19 protein-coding genes are annotated in these 19,131 nt (G+C 42.2%); 3 read left to right on the forward strand and 16 right to left on the reverse strand.

The window, feature by feature from the left end:
• The first annotated feature begins 87 nt into the window (after positions 1-87).
• Positions 88-978: a fumarylacetoacetate hydrolase family protein gene (locus AAGU76_RS04860; protein WP_342484314.1), complete on the forward strand. Its 891-nt coding sequence runs from the start codon at positions 88-90 to the stop codon at positions 976-978.
• On the opposite strand, the gene AAGU76_RS04865 is transcribed toward AAGU76_RS04860, so the two are convergent.
• From AAGU76_RS04865 to AAGU76_RS04915, 11 genes are all read right to left on the reverse strand, one after another.
• Positions 979-1,362: a DUF4363 family protein gene (locus AAGU76_RS04865; RefSeq protein WP_342484315.1), complete on the reverse strand. Its 384-nt coding sequence runs from the start codon at positions 1,360-1,362 to the stop codon at positions 979-981. It abuts the gene before it with no gap.
• A 2-nt stretch (positions 1,363-1,364) separates the two neighbouring features.
• On the reverse strand, positions 1,365-2,003 hold the full coding sequence (locus AAGU76_RS04870; protein WP_342484316.1) for a DUF421 domain-containing protein: 639 nt from the start codon (positions 2,001-2,003) through the stop codon (positions 1,365-1,367).
• A gap of 302 nt (positions 2,004-2,305) precedes the next feature.
• Complete coding sequence (locus AAGU76_RS04875) at positions 2,306-3,400, reverse strand: PIN domain-containing protein (protein WP_342484317.1); 1,095 nt, start codon at positions 3,398-3,400, stop codon at positions 2,306-2,308.
• A 152-nt stretch (positions 3,401-3,552) separates the two neighbouring features.
• Positions 3,553-4,044: a CarD family transcriptional regulator gene (locus AAGU76_RS04880; RefSeq protein ID WP_342484318.1), complete on the reverse strand. Its 492-nt coding sequence runs from the start codon at positions 4,042-4,044 to the stop codon at positions 3,553-3,555.
• A gap of 221 nt (positions 4,045-4,265) precedes the next feature.
• The gene (locus AAGU76_RS04885) at positions 4,266-5,201 is read right to left on the reverse strand and encodes a transketolase family protein (RefSeq protein WP_342484319.1); all 936 of its coding nucleotides are present in this window, start codon (positions 5,199-5,201) and stop codon (positions 4,266-4,268) included.
• Positions 5,194-6,012: a transketolase gene (locus AAGU76_RS04890; protein WP_342484320.1), complete on the reverse strand. Its 819-nt coding sequence runs from the start codon at positions 6,010-6,012 to the stop codon at positions 5,194-5,196. The genes AAGU76_RS04885 and AAGU76_RS04890 overlap by 8 nt, the downstream gene beginning before the upstream one ends.
• Before the next feature lie 140 nt (positions 6,013-6,152).
• Positions 6,153-6,800 (reverse strand): fructose-6-phosphate aldolase, encoded by a 648-nt coding sequence (fsa, locus tag AAGU76_RS04895; protein WP_342484321.1) that lies wholly within the window; start codon positions 6,798-6,800, stop codon positions 6,153-6,155.
• Positions 6,797-7,573 (reverse strand): WecB/TagA/CpsF family glycosyltransferase, encoded by a 777-nt coding sequence (locus AAGU76_RS04900; RefSeq protein ID WP_342484322.1) that lies wholly within the window; start codon positions 7,571-7,573, stop codon positions 6,797-6,799. The genes fsa and AAGU76_RS04900 overlap by 4 nt, the downstream gene beginning before the upstream one ends.
• Position 7,574: 1 nt before the next feature.
• Positions 7,575-8,627: a polysaccharide pyruvyl transferase CsaB gene (gene csaB, locus AAGU76_RS04905; RefSeq protein WP_342484323.1), complete on the reverse strand. Its 1,053-nt coding sequence runs from the start codon at positions 8,625-8,627 to the stop codon at positions 7,575-7,577.
• Positions 8,624-10,774 (reverse strand): DUF5693 family protein, encoded by a 2,151-nt coding sequence (locus AAGU76_RS04910; RefSeq protein ID WP_342484324.1) that lies wholly within the window; start codon positions 10,772-10,774, stop codon positions 8,624-8,626. Before AAGU76_RS04910 ends, csaB begins: the two co-directional genes overlap by 4 nt.
• A 70-nt stretch (positions 10,775-10,844) precedes the next feature.
• Positions 10,845-11,681: a class I SAM-dependent methyltransferase gene (locus AAGU76_RS04915; RefSeq protein WP_342484325.1), complete on the reverse strand. Its 837-nt coding sequence runs from the start codon at positions 11,679-11,681 to the stop codon at positions 10,845-10,847.
• A 206-nt stretch (positions 11,682-11,887) separates the two neighbouring features.
• Here AAGU76_RS04915 and AAGU76_RS04920 point away from each other — a divergent pair, with 206 nt between their 5' ends.
• Positions 11,888-12,379 carry a hypothetical protein gene (locus AAGU76_RS04920; RefSeq protein WP_342484326.1) on the forward strand — a complete coding sequence of 164 codons (492 nt, stop codon included), beginning with the start codon at positions 11,888-11,890 and terminating at the stop codon, positions 12,377-12,379.
• 63 nt (positions 12,380-12,442) lie between these two features.
• Here AAGU76_RS04920 and AAGU76_RS04925 read toward each other — a convergent pair whose 3' ends face one another.
• From AAGU76_RS04925 to polA, 4 genes are read right to left on the reverse strand one after another with little or no spacing between them, the layout of a single operon-like run.
• Complete coding sequence (locus AAGU76_RS04925) at positions 12,443-13,219, reverse strand: biotin--[acetyl-CoA-carboxylase] ligase (protein ID WP_342484327.1); 777 nt, start codon at positions 13,217-13,219, stop codon at positions 12,443-12,445.
• A gap of 3 nt (positions 13,220-13,222) precedes the next feature.
• Positions 13,223-13,843: a hypothetical protein gene (locus tag AAGU76_RS04930; RefSeq protein WP_342484328.1), complete on the reverse strand. Its 621-nt coding sequence runs from the start codon at positions 13,841-13,843 to the stop codon at positions 13,223-13,225.
• A gap of 2 nt (positions 13,844-13,845) precedes the next feature.
• On the reverse strand, positions 13,846-14,520 hold the full coding sequence (gene coaE, locus AAGU76_RS04935; protein WP_342484329.1) for a dephospho-CoA kinase: 675 nt from the start codon (positions 14,518-14,520) through the stop codon (positions 13,846-13,848).
• A complete protein-coding gene (polA, locus tag AAGU76_RS04940; protein ID WP_342484330.1) occupies positions 14,507-17,224 on the reverse strand; it encodes a DNA polymerase I in 2,718 nt (905 codons plus the stop codon). The genes coaE and polA overlap by 14 nt, the downstream gene beginning before the upstream one ends.
• 174 nt (positions 17,225-17,398) lie before the next feature.
• Between polA and AAGU76_RS04945 the strand changes: the two genes are divergently transcribed.
• Positions 17,399-17,986, forward strand: coding sequence for a Fe-Mn family superoxide dismutase (locus tag AAGU76_RS04945; protein WP_342484331.1), 588 nt, complete (start codon positions 17,399-17,401; stop codon positions 17,984-17,986).
• A gap of 222 nt (positions 17,987-18,208) precedes the next feature.
• On the opposite strand, the gene AAGU76_RS04950 is transcribed toward AAGU76_RS04945, so the two are convergent.
• Positions 18,209-19,129 carry a selenium metabolism-associated LysR family transcriptional regulator gene (locus AAGU76_RS04950; RefSeq protein ID WP_342484332.1) on the reverse strand — a complete coding sequence of 307 codons (921 nt, stop codon included), beginning with the start codon at positions 19,127-19,129 and terminating at the stop codon, positions 18,209-18,211.
• Positions 19,130-19,131: the final 2 nt, after the last annotated feature.

Raw genomic sequence — 19,131 nt, forward strand, 5'->3', positions numbered from 1 at the left:
CTTGTAAAATAATCTTAAATATATTATATTAAACTTATCGGAATTGCGGTGTGCCCGTTTCCGCCAATACTTATAACGGAGGCTAAAATGTATTTATTGACTTACCTTTACGAAGAAAAAGAATCTGTGGGATTTTTAACCGATGACAAGGGCGGCGTTGTTCCTGCTGCCGATGTTTTCTCAAAACTGAATGTGCCCGCACCTTCAGACATGCTCAGCCTTATTGATATGTTCGAAGGACTTGACATAACCGCAGTCAACGAAGCTGCATCCTCATGCGGCACCATTGACATCGATAAAGTGAAAATATTATCCCCCATACCTTATCCGAGAAGAAACATAATCTGCCTCGGAAAGAACTATCTCGACCACATAAACGAAGTAAAAAGCCTGAAGAACGTAAGCGGCGACATACCTGCCTATCCCATTTACTTCAGCAAGATAGCATATCCAGCCATCGGTCAGGGTGACTTCGTTGATTCACATTCCGAAACTGTTAAGGAACTCGACTACGAAGTTGAACTGGCAGTGATAATCGGAAAGGAAGGAAAGCACATTTCCAAGGAAGATGCTGAAGATTACATTTTCGGATACACAATAGCAAACGACATATCCGCAAGAGATCTGCAGCAAAATCACATGCAGTGGCACAAGGGAAAATCCTTCGACACCTTCTGCCCGGTGGGACCGTACGTTGCTCACAAATCCGTGATTTCATTTCCTCCCAGACTTGACATCAAAAGCTACATAAACGGAGAATTGAGACAAAACGGCAACACCAGCCAGCTGATTTTTGATATCCCCGCAATCATCAGCGACCTGTCCTCAGGCATAACTCTGTACCCCGGAGACATAATACTCACAGGAACTCCTGCAGGTGTTGGAGCCGGTTTCAATCCTCCAAAGTACATGTACCCAGGAGACAAGATGGAATGCTACATCGAAAACATCGGTACACTGGTAAACTGGGTGAAATAACTAAAATATATTGTCAAGTGCAAGACATTCATTTTCTTTTATGATGTTAAACAGTATCCTCAAGTGCTCAAGCTCAGCTTGAGCCTTGTTTTTGTCTTTATTTTTTATGTAGGAAAGTGACCTTTTCATGGAAATGTCGATGCTGTCTATTTCGTCCTGATTGATGAAATAAACCCAAAGCTTCCTTTCACCGTCCCATTTTTGCCGATAGAATTCAATGTCCCTTTCAGCCGTGTCCCAGTCTTCACGGTCCACCACATTTAAAAGTGACTCAACGTTCTCCCAGTAGTAGGATGTGATAGGCTCCACAGAAGTAAAGTGGAACCATATCCAGACACCGACCATGACCAGCAGCACTATCAATGAAATAACCACCATTCTCATAACTACCTCTTGTAAAATATAAATTTGTCTTCTTCGTCAACGAAACCGTAAAGTACCTGCTTTGTTTTCATATTGTTTTTCTTGAGTTCCTTTTGTAGCATGTTTTCTGAAATCTTAAACTTCTCAAGGTTGCCGTGCAGTATTTTCCCGTCAAGAATTACAGCGATGGGAATTCTCTTACATCTTTTTCCCGGCTGGTCCTGTGGAGCTATTATGCTCATTTCCCCGTTTGTTTCCATAATAAGATAATCAATGTCATCAACGTTGCAGTAACCCTTGAGGCGCATTTGTCCCAACACATCGCTGACGTTGATCCTCAGCTTGTTCATGTCTTTGGTGTTGAACCTGCCGTGATCAAAGAGGACTGTAGGAGTGCCGCATATTATTTTTCTGGCCTTGTTGTTTTTCAACGTTATGTAAGAAATAAGACACTGCAGAAACATGACGACTGCTATAGCCATGAAGCCGTGGACCAGCGGCGCTCCCAGATCCTCCATGGGCATTACGGCAAGTTCAGCCAGCACCAGAGACACAACGAGGTCAAAGGGCTGAAGCTCTCCCAGTTCTCCCTTTCCCATGATTCTCATGGAAACTAGCAGGACACTGTATAATATTACTGCTCTTATTGCAACGATAATCATAGATACCTCTCAAACACATATATTGTTATTTTGACCATACCAAAGGAAATATATGCAGTTATTAAGGCAAATATATAGCAGTGAAAAGGCTTCCTATCATATAAATCATATAAAAAAGTTGCTCCGCAACTCCGCTATGGGGACCTATGTCCCCCTTCGGCGTAAAAACGCTAACGCATTTTTACTGAGCACCCCCCTTAACGGCAAGGACATCCCGTCCTTTGCAATCCTCGTTTTTTATATAATAAGAAAGAGAACTTTCTTATTATATAAAAAAAATACTCATTTCTGAGTATTTTTGACTAAACCGCTTTGGTTATTACATTCTTAAGTTTTGCAAAAATCATTCTGCCGGCAGCAGTCTGAAGCACGCTGGTAACCGTCACCACAACGGAATCTCCTATGCACTTCTTGCCTCCCTCAACAACAATCATTGTTCCGTCGTCAAGATACGCCAGTCCCTGTCCTGATTCCTTCCCATCCTTCACAACCATTACAGTCATTTCTTCTCCGGGAAGAACTATGGGCTTCACAGCATTAGCAAGTTCGTTGATGTTCAGCACTTCTACTCCCTGGAACTCTGCTACCTTGTTCAGGTTGAAGTCATTGGTCAGCACCTTTCCTCCAAGTTCCTTGGCAAGCTTTAAAAGCTTCACGTCAACTTCGATGTTATCACCGTAATCCTTGGATTCTATGACAACACTTACTGAATCATCCTTCTGTAGGATATTCAGTATGTCCAGTCCCCTTCTTCCTCTGTTTCTTTTGAGACTGTCTGATGAATCCGCTATGTGTCTGAGTTCTTTCAGCACAAACTCCGGAATTACAAGTGTACCTTCTATAAATCCTGTTCTGCAGATGTCGGATATTCTTCCGTCTATAATAACACTGGTATCAAGTATTTTTGGAGATACTATTTCTTTTCTTGCATTCTTGTCTTGTTTTTTAACCGGTTGAACCTTCTTGAGATTTAACTGCGGCCATATGACATCGTCCTTTTTCCTTGTGGATATTTTTATTCCAAGATATCCGAACAGCAGGTAGGACAATATGGAAACGATGGTTCCCACATACTTTATGTCAGCAAAAGGCTGGCTTATTAAAAACGCAATTATAAAGCCAACGATAAGCCCCAGTGCGCCCCATATAATATCCATGGTTGAAAACTTCAGCAATTCTCTTTCGAAAGCCTCAGCTATTCTCTGACCAGTCTTTTTAATTTTAACAGAAAGTAGAAAAAATATAATTCCAAAAATTAAACTGATACCAACAATTATTAAAACATTTTGCAAACCTGAAAATTTAAGAAGACCATTTTGATTTAACACTACCCCCATAAAAGCTCCAAAACTTGCTCCTACGATGGTAATCACTGCTCTTACTATTCTATCTATCATCTAATCACCTCCTTACTATCATACCCAAATTTTGTTATATTATTTAATGTAACACATTTTTTGTTATTTGGCTACAACAAATTAAATAATATTATACTGAAATTTCATTAATCAAACCTTAAAACCAATAAAAAAGAATGCACTACGGTTTATCAGTTTAGTGCATCTTTGTTTATAATGCTTTCCAAATATTCCTGAATACCGTTGGAGTCGGCGTCCATCGAAAGTGAGATTTCGCTTACGAGCATCTGTTTCGCACTCACCAGCATTTTCTTCTCACCTGTTGAAAGGCCCTTCTCCCTGTCCCTGTAGGTAAGATCCCTGACAACCTGTGCCACTTCGAAGATGTCACCAGTCTTCATCTTCACCATGTTGTCGCGGTACCTCTTGTTCCAGTTTGAATCATTCAGCACTGCTGCCTGCTTCAGTATGTCATACACACCTTCCACCAGACTCTTGTCGATAATGTTTCGCAAACCGATGTTGTTAACATTGTCAACAGGAATCATGAGCTTCATTTCACCTATGGGCATCTTCAAAACATAGTAACTCTTAACTTCGCCCAAAATTTCTTTTGATTCCAAAGTTTCAATTACGCCCGCCCCATGCATCGGGTATACTACCTTATCTCCTAAATTAAACATAAGTTACCTCCTAATATTAATAGTATACACTATCCCGTAACTTATGTCAAATTAATCATTATACCTTTACATATAATGCATGTCAATACCAAATATGTATTTTTTTATTACAATTTCAGCTTATTTTTTGACCGATTGCAGTGGAAAGCTCATAACTTGATGCAATATTATATTTTTTGCAAAAAAAAGGAAAAATAAGTGCCGAAGCACTTATTTCAAGGTTATTTTTTCAGTTTCAAGGCTTCTCTGCACATACCGGCAATATCATCTTCAGTAAGTGCATATTTCTTCAGAAGGTCTTCAGGCTTTCCTGACTCGCCGAATGTGTCATTTACTCCTACCCTCTTAACGGGTACCGGGCACTGGTCTGACAAAACTTCAAGAACGGCGCTTCCCAGACCACCAATGATGCTGTGCTCTTCAGCGGTCACGATTACTCCTGTTTCCTTTGCAGCCTTAACTATGATTTCACTGTCTATTGGCTTTATTGTGTGGATATTCAAAACTCTTGCGTCTATTCCTTCCTGACCGAGCTTTTCTGCGGCCTTAAGAGCTTTTTGAACCATAATGCCTGTTGCTATGATGGTTATGTCGCTTCCATTTTTCATTTCCACGCCCTTGCCGATTTCAAATTTGTAAGAGGAGTCGTTCACATCCTCAACAGCCATTCTTCCGAGTCTTATGTAGACCGGTCCTTCATATTCAGCGGCCTTCAGTACGGCCTGCTCTGCCTCGATGCAGTCTGCAGGGTTTATTACTGTCATGTTTGGAATGCTTCTCATGAGGCTTATGTCTTCGATGGCCTGATGGGATGCTCCGTCTTCTCCGACTGTGAGTCCCGCATGGGTTGCAGCAATCTTAACGTTCAGTCTTGGATATGCCACGGTGTTTCTGATGATTTCAAAAGCTCTTCCGGCTGCAAACATTGCAAAGGAACTTGCAAATGGAATCTTGCCGGCCAGCGACAGACCTGCTGCGGTTCCCACAAGGTTTTGTTCAGCTATGCCCACGTTGAAAAATCTTTCAGGGCTTACTTTTTTAAATTCGGAAGTCTTTGTTGAACCTGAAAGATCAGCGTCCAGTACAACCACATCCGGATTGTTTGCGGCCAGCTTCTTTAAAGCCTCGCCGTATGCTTCTCTCGTTGCCTTAGCCATTGATGCCACCTCCTATTTCGTCCATTGCCGTGCAGAATTCTTCTGCGTTTGGAGCTTTTCCGTGCCATGAGGATTTGCCTTCCATGAAGGAGCAGCCTTTGCCTTTTGTGGTTTCAGCTATTATTATAGCAGGTTTTCCCTTTACGGATTTCCTTTCCTCAAAAGCCTTTTCAAGAGACTCGAAGTCATGTCCGTCAGCCTTCATTACATGCCATCCGAATGCTTCAAATTTTTTATCTATCGGTTCAATGCCCATTACGTCGCTGTTGTTTCCGTCTATCTGAAGCCCGTTGTGGTCAAGTACAGCAGTGAGGTTGTCAAGGTGGTAGTGGCTTGCCAGCATGGCAGCTTCCCATATCATTCCTTCCTGTATCTCTCCGTCACCCAGAAGTGCAAATACCCTGTTGTTCCTGACGTCAAGCTTGAAACCGAGAGCCATGCCGTTGGCAATGGAAAGTCCCTGACCAAGAGATCCTGTGGAAGCCTCCACACCCGGCACCTTCTTCATGTCCGGATGTCCCTGCAGCTTTGAATTGACCTGTCTTAAACTTCCAATCATATCCTTTGAGATGAATCCTTTTTCCATGAGCACAGAATAAAGAACCGGGGCTGCGTGGCCCTTTGAAAGGACAAAACGGTCGCGTCCTTCATCCTTCGGGTCGGATATGTTCATTTCCCTGTAGTAAAGGTATGTGACAATTTCAACTGCCGAAAGGGATCCGCCCGGATGCCCTGAATTTGCTTCATGAATCATGGTCAAAATGTTTTTTCTCAAATTTTGAGCCGTGATTTTCAAATCGTCGTAACTCATATTTTCCTCCGTATTATATTAATTGATAGTTAATAATTAATAGTTAATAATTATGGTGAGAATTGCGCCTTGGCGCAATTCTTTCCTTCAATTCTTAATTCTTAACTCTTAATTCTTAACTCTTAATTCTTAACTGCTTTTTAATTCTTAGGTACTGTTTCCCAGTCCTTTAAGAACTGCTCTATTCCCTTGTCTGTGAGGGGGTGCTTTGTCATCTGAATTATCACCTTGTAGGGAACAGTTGCTATGTGGCACCCGATTCTTGCTGCCTGTGTTACATGCATGGGGTGTCTTACGCTTGCTGCAATTATTTCGGTCTTTATTGCGTGGTAGTTGAATATGTCCACAATTTCAGATATCAGTTCCATTCCGTCAGTGCTTATGTCGTCAAGCCTTCCTATGAAAGGGCTCACGTATGAAGCACCGGCCCTTGCAGCAAGAAGCGCCTGGCCTGCCGAAAATATCAAGGTGACATTCGTCCTGATGTTTTCCCTTCTTAACACCTTTACAGCCTTCAATCCTTCTTCGGTCATAGGGATTTTAATGACTATGTTCCTGTGGATTTTTGAAAGCTCAACGGCTTCTTTGATCATTCCCTCAGAATCAAGGCATATAACTTCAGCGCTTATGGGACCGTCAACAATTCCTGTAATTTCTTTTACAACCTCTTCAAACACTCTTCCTTCCTTGGCTATGAGGGATGGATTAGTTGTTACACCGCAAATGACTCCCATGTCATTTGCCTTTTTGATTTCTTCAACATTGGCAGTATCGATAAAAAGTTTCATACTTCCTCCTTTATTTCCTTAACAATATTTTTGTTCCCAAAAATAACCTTGAGCATGAATACAGGCAAAACAGCCTGCCTTGAAATTCTGCTGGGCTCTTTAATAAGCCTGTAAAGCCATTCCAGGCCAAGATTCACGTATATGTCCGGAGCCCTTTTCACATTGCCTGCTAACACGTCTATGGTTCCGCCATTGCCTATGATGATTTTGGCGTTTAGCTTATCCTTGTTGAATTCAATCCACTGCTCCTGTTTCTTTGCACCAAATCCCACGAACAGAATATCCGGTTCCCGGGCGTTTATTTCATCTACAACCTTTTGTTCCTCTGGGTTGCCTCCCTGCCCCAGGTGGGCACCCTTGAAATATCCGTGGTGTGATCCGGAAATAACTATTCCGGGATACTTTTCATGGACATTGTTCATTGCCGTCTCTGCAACGCCAGGTTTTCCGCCCACTGCGTACAGCTTGAGGCCTTTTTTCCCGGCAAGCTCCAGAAGTCTCATTGACAGATCGAATCCTGCAACCTTGCCCTTCAGGGGATGATTCTTAATCATCGACGCATACACGAGCCCTATGCCATCCGGGATGTTTATGTCGGACTTGTTCATGAAATTAAGAAATTCACCGTCATCCTGGCACATCATGACTATTTCCGTATTTGGTGTGTAAATTATGTATCTTTCCCCGTTGTTAAGCTTCTGTTCGACAATGTCCATTACCTCTTCCATGGACTTGTTGTCGATTCTCACGCCCATAATGCTGATCTTTTCCATATCATATTTCCTTCAATATCTTATAGTTTATGTTTGTAAGCTCCCTGAGCTTCTCCACGCTCTTTTCAAGCAGCAGCTTCTCTTCTTCTTCGTTTTCCAGCTTGTTTTTTATCTCACTGTAAAGCTGCTCCTCATCAATATCGTCAATTTTGCATGAAACCTTCATATTCACGCTGTTTGCAAAATGGTCAACCTTGTGGTCGTAAGAAACGGCAACAAACGGAACGTTGGCTGCTGCTGCAAATATAAGGGAGTGAAGCCTTACGCCAACCATAACATCCATGTCTCTTATGATATCAAAGGCTTCGCTGGTGGACAGCCTCTCCTTGAAGTACACAGCCCTCTCTCCGAGACTTTTTTCAACCTGTTCAATCAACAGCAAATCTTCATTGTAGTAAAATGGTATGAAAAAGCACTTCATTCCGTCATCGGTGAGCCTCTTGGCGACCTTGCTTATTTTGCTGGCCACATCTGCATTCTTCCAGTTTCTTAAGGAGAAGCAGATTTTTTTCTGGTCTTTTTTGTCCTTTTGGATTGGTCCGGCAGCTTTTAAGTTAATAACAGGATCAGTGGACAAAAATATTTTCGACCCTTCAACCCCCAATTCCTCCAGGTATTCCTTGGAGTGCTTGTCGCGGACTGTGATGCAGTTTACATGTTTTAAGGTTTTTGAAACGGCTGTCTGGCTCTTCTGGCTGACCAGAGGCCCGATTCCCTGGCTCAGCATTATTACCTTGTTATTCATGAGCTTGGCAAGCCTGATTAAAAACAGGTAGTAGTAGATGCTTCTCTTGCTTGTGATGTCCTGCAGAAGACTTCCTCCGCCAAAAACAATGGCATCTGACTTCTTCAGTTTTCTGATAATTGACAGCACATTGTAGCGGTCTATGGTGTCGATGTTGTATTTGTTGAAAGTTGCTTCCTTGTTACCTGACAATATTGTTATGCTTTTTCTGTCTGTAATGGTCAGAATCTGCTCAAGCGCCATCTCTAAAATTGCTTCATCACCCAGATTGCCAAAGCCGTAATACCCTGCTAACAATATTTTTTTCACTTGAGTCTCTCCTGTATTCTTCCTGATAGTTTATATAATAGGTCAAGCACCAGGACTACAATGCAGCCTAAGACAATTCCAAAGCCAAGTCCTATAAAAGTTCTGGCCAAAGACAGATACACGGGAGTTCTCAAATGAGAGAATGTGTTTATTACATCTGAAGTTCCTATGGCTCCTGCAAGCATAAAGATTGCCGTAAAAAACTCCGACTTCCTGCTTGATGTATAAACTGCCGCAAAAATGGCAGGAAATGCAATGAGGATTTCCTTGGTCCTCGGTCTTGCCAAAAGAACATATTCCATGAAGTTTCTTGTTATCATCTCTATGCTTGACGGCTGCACGTTGGTCTCATGGCCGGTTCTTGATATATAAATGTACCCTGCTATACCAAGGACGCCTGCAATGATCATGTAGAATATTTTTATTTCCTTATTAAGCAGCCTCACGGTTGTGTTAACAACTCCCTTCAGCGAATCATCGGAGCCGTCGTTCATATAGTATATGAGATAAACCAGCGCAAATACACCAAGGGGAAGAATCTGTGAAGCTTTGACACCTCTGAAAATGTCCATCTCCAAAAAGTATCTCACATCCGCAAGAATTGCATCCACAAAGATTGCTCCAGCCAGTGATATGGCAATTGCTCCCGTCAAAATCAGCGCTGAACGTATCATAAGCTTGACATTGGAGTGCTTTTCTTCTGAATGATATATTCTTTTAATTTGCATCATGAAAAAGTATATTGCAATTCCCGAAAACGACACTGCCGCAGCCAGGGAAAACAACTTTTCCGACAGACTTCTCATGACCAGGGGTGCAAGAGCAGCCGGCAAAGCTGCCAGATACAGATAATCTGCAATTTTATGCTTTATATTGAACATTTTTTTGAACAAAAATACGCAGGATAAAGTGATTCCGAAAGCCAGGACAGCAACCCTCTTTGAGCCGATGTGAAACTCATTCATGTAATTTGCTCTTCCCAGGGTTATGTTGTGATCCTTAAGCCTTTCCTGAAGGCTTGTGAAAGTCCTTTCGTATTCGGCTGAATCGGTCATGTACTTCACGCTGCCTTCCTTCTCATAGAAAGGCTTGAAGTAAATCACTCTTATGTTTCGTTCGGTGATTGCGCGGAACATTGTATTTTCAATTTCTTCTGCGCCTTCATAGTTGTAGTACTTATACCTTGCCCTTACATAATCCCACATGGTGAAGGCTCTTAATGACTGGTATCCGGAATCTTCAACCAGCTTTACAAGGCCCTTTTGCTCTATGTGTTCCCGTTGCTCCGAGCTTTCAACCATAACCACGGATATTCCTTCTTCTTCTATGTATTCCAGAAGTTTGTCTTCATTATCCGGGAAGCCCAAAACTTCTCTTCCATGAAGTATGTACAGCCTGGGCTGAAGGTCGTATTTTTCGTTTGCTGATTTGTACACGTCTGCAAGCTTCTCGTTATAGGTTGGAAAGTTGATGGGCCTCAGAATTACATCAAGACCTGATTTTTTTATTAGATTTATTTTTTCATCGTCATAACCGATTCCTATGTTTAGAAGCCTGGAATCTGTCACAGATTTTTTCTCGTAAATGCCGTCTCCTTCTGAGTTGGTAACCCTTGTGGCGGAGCTGTAATAAACGTCGTCACCTTTTCCGTCAAGAACTATGTAATGAATGTCTTCCTCAGTGTATTCCTTGAAAAAATCTTTTGAATATCTTTCCTTTAGTCCGGAAATTATGTAGCTGTATGTTTTCTCGTCGGATGTTGAAACAATCACGTCCTCAGCACCAATTTCACCATCCTCGATTCTTTTGACTATTTCATCGCTGTATGTATCCTGCCAGCCATAGTTTTCTATGAGCATGGACACGATTTCGGCTCTTACGGGCTCACCGCTCTCAACCAGGCGGTTTATTGTTTCCTCCTGGACTGCAACCGACTGTGCTCCGTATTCCTTGAACTTTTTGAGCCACCACTCCAGATCACGTTCTGAGGAGTCTGCGAATTTCGTCATTTCATTGTAGTCAAGCACAATCTCGGCAGTTTTGTACTGCCTTTCTACTTCCACGCGCTGATATATGGTGTATATTCCTATCAGCAGGGACAGGCATATTAACAGCAGCACTGCTTTATCAATCTTGTTAAGTTTCATTTTATCTCCTTTAAGGCCAATATAAATCAAATAAACAATATCACATCATATCTGCAAAATCAACTTACAGTTACTTTTCAAGAACGCACACAACCATTTTTACAAGGAATTCCTTGAAAAATGGCAGCTTAGCAGGATATTTTAAAAATCCCCTCAGCGGCTCCTCACTGTAGTAGGCGCACTTGAATCGGCTGTTCTCCAGGATTTTTTTGTACCTTTTTATTGTCATCTTGTTGATGTAAGAGAAGTATTCCGTACCGTCAGGCTTTTTGCCGATTCTAAATTCGATTCTATCCTTTCCATCAGGCAGGTCTCTGACCAGGTTCTTGTATGTGCCTATGAGCGTTTTTTCGCTGAAGAACACATGAACCCAGGGCATTCCTATGGCATCACTGAGATGCGCCCCGTAAGGATGGTTGTAAGGCGGAAAATTCAGGTACAGTCTGCCGTTCTTTTTCAGTATTCTGTAACATTCCTCCAGAACCATCTCAGGCTGGTCCACATGCTCCATGGCATCATTCATGATTATGGTGTCGAATGTTTCGTCCCCAAACGGTGTGTTTGAAGCGTCAGCACATACAAATTCAAATTTGTCCCCAAGTTTGTATTTTTCGGCAAGCTTTTCTGCTTCCTTTCTATACTTTTCAAGGATTTCAACCCCTACTATTTTCCTGACGCCCTGTGAAGCATAAAAGACAGTCTTTCCTCCGGCGCCACAGCCTATGTCCAGAACAGTCCTGTCCTTGAACATTTCATTAACGTCTGTATATTTCAAATAAAACTTGATTGTATCCATTCCTTTTTCATACTGCCACTCTGCATATGTCTTCTTTCCTTCGTTGCTAAGGTTGAAGGGATGCTGAGGAAGCTTGAACAATTTGTTAGCTGCCATGCATAATTTTTGCATAAGATTTCTCCCATCGTATTTATTACTTTGCAATTATAACATTTCATTTTCCCAAATTCAATCTTAAGTTGAACAGTAGGACAATTTGGCCTGTTTTTAGGATTGTTCAGAATAATTTAAAATTTCAAACAGAAATTGTCACTTTATGTTGAATTATTTCCTTCCATAGGATAAAATAAAAATATACTGTTAAGGGAGTTGTTATTTTGAAGAAAACATTGATTCTGACTTTTGTGCTGCTGCTTGCCTTTTCAACAGTCATTTTTGCAGCCCCCGGCGACACAAGCGACCCCATAGTCGTGTTAAGCTACCTTAATGAGAGGATCTCATCGCTGATCAGCCAGTACAAGCTCGAAAACATCGATGACATGCAGGCCCAGATAGATAAGTTGAGCAGTCAGGGCACAGGCTCCTCCTCAGGTTCCACAGGCATGGCCCTTGAAATCGTCGAAATAAGAGACGGCGAAAAACTCATCGGCGGTTCCGGAACCGAAATAATACTCAGAGGCGGTGAAGCTTACATAATCGGCAGCCAGTTGGGCGGCCTGTCAGATGTGACGCTGGGCAAGGATTTCGTGTCAGGAATGGCCGTGGTGCCAAACCACCTTATGATAGTTCCAAGGGATGACGGAAGAGGTGTGTATGCGGAAAAATATGCAATATTCATGGTTCGCGGCACATACCAGGTGACAAAGTAACCATATATGAAAATATCCGGCCGTGCCGGATATTTTTATTTCGACGTAACAGCTTGGCCGATTCTACCTTATCCTGACGGATACTTCTCCTGAAATAACGCTGCCTGTTCTTCCGTCCTGGTATCTGACCTGCAGTTCACCGTCCGGACTGATGTCTGTTGCAGTAGCAGCGGTAATCTTGCTTCCCTCAATCAGGTTTATTTCTTTTCCGATTATGTAAGACCTTTCTTTGCAAATCTTTAAGCTGTCTTCAAAATTGCCTTTCTCAAGTTCATTGTACAAAGTTTCAAAATGGTTCAGAACCTTTGCTGCAATTATTCCTTTCTCAACGTGCATGCCTGTTTCAAGCAGGATGGAGGATGCGGTCTGTTTTATGTCATCGGGAAACGACGCATTGTCCACATTCATTCCCATTCCGACCACAACAAGAGGACTGCCGTCCTCTGCAATTTTCATCTCAGTCAGTATTCCGCACACTTTTTTGCCGTTAATGAATATGTCGTTGGGCCACTTTATTTGCGCTTCTACACCTAACTCTGAAAGAGCAGCTGATACAGCAGCAGCACATACCTGAGTTATCTTTGAAATGTGCTGCATCTCAATTTCAGGCCTAAGAAGCACAGACATGCAAAGGCCAGTTTCAGATTCCCATCTCCTGCCCTGCCTACCGCGTCCTTTTGTCTGTTCGCCGCATGTTACAAGCGTTCCCTCTGTAAACTTCTCTCCATGTGTTTTAACATAGTCATTTGTCGATTCCACTGAATCAAGGTGTATCACATTTCTTCCCATATACTTCGTATTCAGATGTCTTCTTATGATTTCTCCATTTAATACTTCCATATTTTATTCCGCCTGAACCAGTTTTTCCATTAAGCTTTTAAACTCAGCATCAGCCTCGTAGCCCTGCAGTTTTTGTTTGTTGTTTCTGGTGCTGAACTCGTCGTGGTATTTTTCCCTCACATACACCTTTGAGTTTTCAATGTCGTAGTAGAGATCGAAATTGTATTGCTCTTCGCCCTCAAACACGAGAAATTTGTCCTCCACAACCACACTTACGTCCATCCAGTAATAGCCTCCTTCTTTTTGAGGAAGCTCCGTCACAAGTTCAGTTTCATCGGATACGGACAGGTTTTCAAGCAGCGACTTAACCTGTTTGTTCCTGTCACTGTCCTCTGCTATGGCTGTATCAAAGCTTGCGAGTCTTTTTATACCTTCGTGCTGATTTGTATACCTTATGCCCTCATTTGTATAAACTTTAGGATCCACTTTGGAAACACTGCTGACAGTGCCTGACACCTTCATAATCTGCGAATTCATCGCATCATCGATTGCATCCTGGTAAACGGTGCTTCTCAGGATGCTGAATGCTCCCAGTGCCGCAAGGACTAGCAGCGCAGCCAGAAATGCAATGCGCCCGTAGCGTATTTTTCTTCTTTTACCGTACATGTTTCGTCTTCTTGCCATAATTACCACCTTATACCTTTTATTGTAAGAAGCTTTACTATATTTTTCTCGAGGTCTTCCAGCGTTCCTTCGTTGTCAATGACTTCATCGGCCACGGATACCTTTTGATCTATAGGAATCTGTCTGTCTATAATTTTGAGCACATCCTCAGGATTTTTCCCTTCCACAAGAGCTCTTTTTTCCAGCCTCTTTCTCTGCGTTTTTTCACTTACATAAACAAGCCATATCTCGTCGTACTTAAGCTTGAAGGATTCGCCCCGGGCGATGCTTTCCAATATAACGGGTATGTCAAGAAACACCACTTCATCCCCGCAGTCCGAAACACCTTTTTCAAGCACCAGCCTCACGTATTTGTGAACCAGCTCATTTAAAGCCTCAAGCTTTTTTTCATCGCTGAAAACGATCCTGCCCAGGACCTGCCTGTCAACTGATCCGCTTTCATCAAGGATGTCTTCCCCAAAGAGGTCCACCAGCTTTTTGTAAAGCTCTGTTCCCTTATTGTAGCCTTCATGGACGATTTTATCCGAATCAAGAACGGTAAACCCCAAATTTTTCAATATATTTACTGCAGCAGACTTTCCCGTTCCGATGCTTCCGGTTATCACGATGACTTTTTTATTGTTTGAACTGCCTTCCATATTAGCAGTATCATGTTCCAAATCGCTATTTTGCCTCATACCAGCTACCGCCCACGTTCACATCAGATTCCAGGCGCACGAGGAAGCCGTCCACCACGCTTTCCATTTCTTCCTTCAGGATTTTTTTCACTTCTTCGAGTTCTTCTGTTGAAGCTTCGATGATGAGCTCATCATGCACCTGAAGTATGAGCCTGGACTTCATATTGTTTTTCTTAAGGCGCTTGTAAACACCCACCATGGCAGCCTTGATTATATCCGCGGCAGTTCCTTGCACCGGCGTGTTCAGAGCGATCCTCTCGCCAAAGGAACGGATATTGAAATTCCTCGAAGAAAGCTCCGGAATGTATCTTCTTCGGCCGAAATAGGTTGTCACATAACCATCCTTCTTGCCCTGTTCAACAATGTCCTTCATGTATCTGTCGATGCTTCCGTAAAAGCTTAAATAGTTGTCAATGTACTGTTTTGCTTCCTTCCTGGGTATGCCCAGGTCTCGGCTTAACCCGTAGTCGCTTATGCCGTACACGATTCCGAAGTTTACTGCCTTAGCCCTGCTCCTCATGGTAGGTGTAACATCCTCCATGTTCACGTGGAAAACCTGTGAGGCAGTCTTGGTGTGGATATCCGCATGATTTTGGAAAGCCTCTATCAGGTTTTGCTCCCCTGCAAGGTGAGCCAGCACCCTCAACTCTATCTGAGAATAGTCTGCATCGCAAAGAACGAAACCTTTCTCAGCAACAAAAGCCTTTCTCAGCTCTCTGCCTTCCTGGGTTCGTGTGGGAATGTTCTGAAGGTTTGGTTCAGTGCTTGAAATCCTTCCTGTTGCTGCAATGGTCTGATTGAATACGGAATGAACCCTTCCGTCACTACCGCCTGTAACATTTTTAAGACCTTCCACATATGTGGAGTTCAGCTTGACCATCTGCCTGTAATCAACTATGAGGCTTGCCACTTCGTGTTCTGACTTAAGTTTGTCTAAAACCTCAGCGTCTGTAGAAATTCCTGTCTTTGTCTTTTTGATTACCGGCAGGTTTAATTTTTCAAACAATATGTAAGCAAGCTGCTTTGGAGAATTTATGTTGAAGCTTTCTCCCGCATGCTCATAGATTTTCTTTTCAAGCTCAGCAATTTTTTCCCTGAAATGAACTCCCAGGCTGTCCAGTACGTCACAGTCAACCTTGAAGCCTATAAACTCCATGTAAGCCAAAACCTCAATGAGCGGAAGCTCAATTTTTTCAAAAAGAACATCCATCTCAAGCTCTTTAATTTCAGCAGTTATGGGATTTTCTGATTTAATTACGGTGTTGATGAAGTTGAAAATGTAGTTCTTTCTTCCTTCAAGGTCCAGTTCTCTGAACGTTATTGCCTTTTTGCCCGAACCAAGAATGTCTCCTTCGGAAGGAATGTCACTCTTCAGGTATTCATAGGCTATCTTGTCTATGGAATATGAGCTTTCGGATGGATTAAGAAGATACTTGCCGATTTCAGAATCGAAGGAAATACCTTTAAGCTCTATGTTTTTTCTCATGAGATAAATAGCTTCGTTCTTAAGGTTGTGACCGCACTTTCCTACGGATTCATCTTCAAAAACATCCTTTAAAATGCCAAGAACTTCATCCTCGGTAGTTTTTTTAAAATCTATAAAGTAAATACCGCATCCGTCGGAAATCCCCAGTGCCACAGCGCTACAAAACATGGCTCTGTCACAATCAAACAGGAACTTCAGGTACGCCTTTTTGCCGGCTCTTACCTTTTCTGCCACGTCCCTTACCTTTTCACTGCTGTCTATATACTCAATACTTAAGCATTCCCTGCTGTCGCTCTTTGTATCCTGCTCTGTTTTCTCATGGTCAAAAATGGACATCTGTGACATGTCAGCAGAACTGTCTTCTTCTATTCTTTTTTTGAAGGTTCTGAATTCCAGCTCGTCGTACATCATCGAAAGTTTGGAAGAATCAGGCTTTTGCACTCTGTAGTCATCCATGTGAAATTCGATGGGAATGTCTTTTATGATACGTGCCAGTGTCTGGCTCAAGTATGCCTGCATTTTGTCCGATTCAAGCTTTTCCCTGAGCTTTCCCTTGATGCTTTCTATGTTTTCATAAATGCTGTCCAGACTTTTGTACTCCTGAATGAGCTTCAATGCTGTTTTTTCGCCGACACCGCCCACTCCGGGAATGTTGTCTGACGCATCGCCCATGAGAGCCTTTAGGTCCACAAACTGCTCAGGCGTTATGCCGTATTCCTCGTTCATCCTTGACAAATCCATTTCCTCGGTGTTTGTTACACCTTTTTTTGTCAATATGACGCTGGTATTTTCATCTATGAGCTGAAGGTAGTCCCTGTCGCTGGTCACCAGATAAACTTTTGTTCCGTTTTCCTGGGCAGCGCTGGCAAATGTACCTGCCACGTCATCGGCTTCAAATCCTTCAATTTCCACGCATTTGATTTTATGCAGGTCAAGAACATCGCGTATAAGCTGAAACTGCGACACAAGTTCGTCCGGAGCCTTTTGTCTTGTTGCCTTGTAGTCCTTGTACTGTTCGTGCCTGAATGTGGGTTTTTTCGGATCAAAGGCAACGCATATGTATTCGGGAGAATATAGATCTAAAAGCTTGTAAAGCATGCTTAAAAAACCATAAACTGCATTTGTATACTGCCCCTTCTTGGTCTTCAACGACGGCATGGCGTAAAATGCTCTGAAGAGCAGGCTGTTGCCATCCAATATCATTATTTTCTTTTCCATGTAATCTCCTTTATGCAACCGGTTCTGACTTTACAGACTGTAGATATACCGGAATATTTTTGCCAATTGCTTAATTTATTATAACAATTAATGATGTCAGGGTAAAGGAATTTTTCCGCATATATTGAATTTTCAAACATATATTTAACTATCGATTCGGAGGTGCAAATAAATTTGAATTCAGTAACTGCCAAAAACTACAATTTCTCAAATGTTAAATTTCTTTCCGCGATGCAGCTTTCCGAGCATTATGCTCTGTATGTCAGGTACATTGACTGCATTAACAAGGTGAATGAAGACATTTCATACAGCAATCTTTCTGACTGCAGCTCAAATTACAGCAGCATGCGCTCATCCCAGAAATCCAAAACTTTCTGCTTTGATGCCATAAAACTCCACGAACTGTACTTTGAAAACCTGACAGGCAACAACACAAGGATATGCGGCTCATCAGAAAAGGTAATAGATGAGGTGTTTGGATCCTACGACAGCTTTCTTGAAAAATTCAAGTGCGTAGCCATGTCCATGAGGGGATGGGTTTTGTTCTGTTATGACAGGTACCAGGACGAATTTTACATTTACGGACAGGATTCCCACGATGACGGAGTCATGCTTTATGCTGAGCCGCTCATAGTCCTTGACGTTTATGAGCACGCCTACATGATTGACTACGGCATCAACAGGAAGCTGTACATTGACGTGTTTTTTGAAAATCTTGACTTCAAGGTGGTAAACGAAAGATTAAATAAGTTAAACAAGTAACCCCATGAAACCTCCCACATATAATGAGTTAAACAATAAACTTAAGGAGGTTTAAATATGGGATGTTTTCATAATAGAGTAGGCGGCGCTGGCGGCAACGGAACTGAATTATTGTTCTTCTTCCTGCTGTTGGTTATTTTATTCAGCTGGTGCGACGATATAGATCTGTAACAACTGCAATCTTGATTTCATCGCATAGTAAAAGGTCTGGATTTCCAGACCTTACTTCTTTTTGTCCTGCTGCATGCAGTTTTGATTTTTTGTCATGAACTCCTTGAACTTTTCCTCAGCCTTTGAAAAATATCTGTCGGGCTGATAAACGTAGTAGAGCTTTCTTTTAAGGTTCATCTCTTCCACATTCAAAATGAATGCTCTTTTTTCTCTTACCTCTTCCTCCACAGCCTTTTTTGGAAGCACGGCAAGCCCAAGGTTGTTGGATATGAACTTCTTTATGGTATGATTGTCCTCGGCTTGTATGATTATGTTCAGATCGCTCAGCTTCATTCGTTTTGTTGCAAGAAAATCTTCAAACATCCTAAGTGTTGCCGATCCCTTTTCCCTCACAATGAATCTGTAATTTGCAAATTCTGCCGGGGTAATTTTTCCGTCTTTTATTTCGCTCATCATTTCTGCAGAGGCGGCAATCACAACCTCATCTTCGGCTATGCAGATGCTTTCAATTTTTTTGTTCCTTGGAAGGCTTCCGGTAAAGCCGAAGCTGGTGAATCCTTCTTCAATATTTTTAAACACCATTTCGGTATCCACTTTTTTTATGGTGTATGTTGTATCGGGATACAGCTTGTTAAACTGGATAATCAGATCATGTATGTAGTAGTCTGCAGGCATGGAGCTGGTGTACACAGTTATGTTCCCGCTGATGGAATCACTGTTTTTTCTCAGCTGGGAATAAATCCTGCTTTCTCCGCTAAGCACATCCTTGGCATACTTGTAAAGAATGTGACCTTCCTCCGTGGGTACTATCTCTCTGCCGTTTTTTACAAAAAGCTCGGCACCGAAGTCCTTTTCCAACAGCTGCAGCTGCTTGGTCACAGCCGGCTGCGTTATGAAAAGTTTTTCTGCTGCTTTTGAAATGTTCTTTAAATTTATTACTTCAATGAATGTTCTCAAGTAGGATGTGTTCATAA

Source organism: Sedimentibacter sp., from assembly GCF_038562225.1.
Taxonomy (GTDB): domain Bacteria; phylum Bacillota; class Clostridia; order Tissierellales; family Sedimentibacteraceae; genus Sedimentibacter.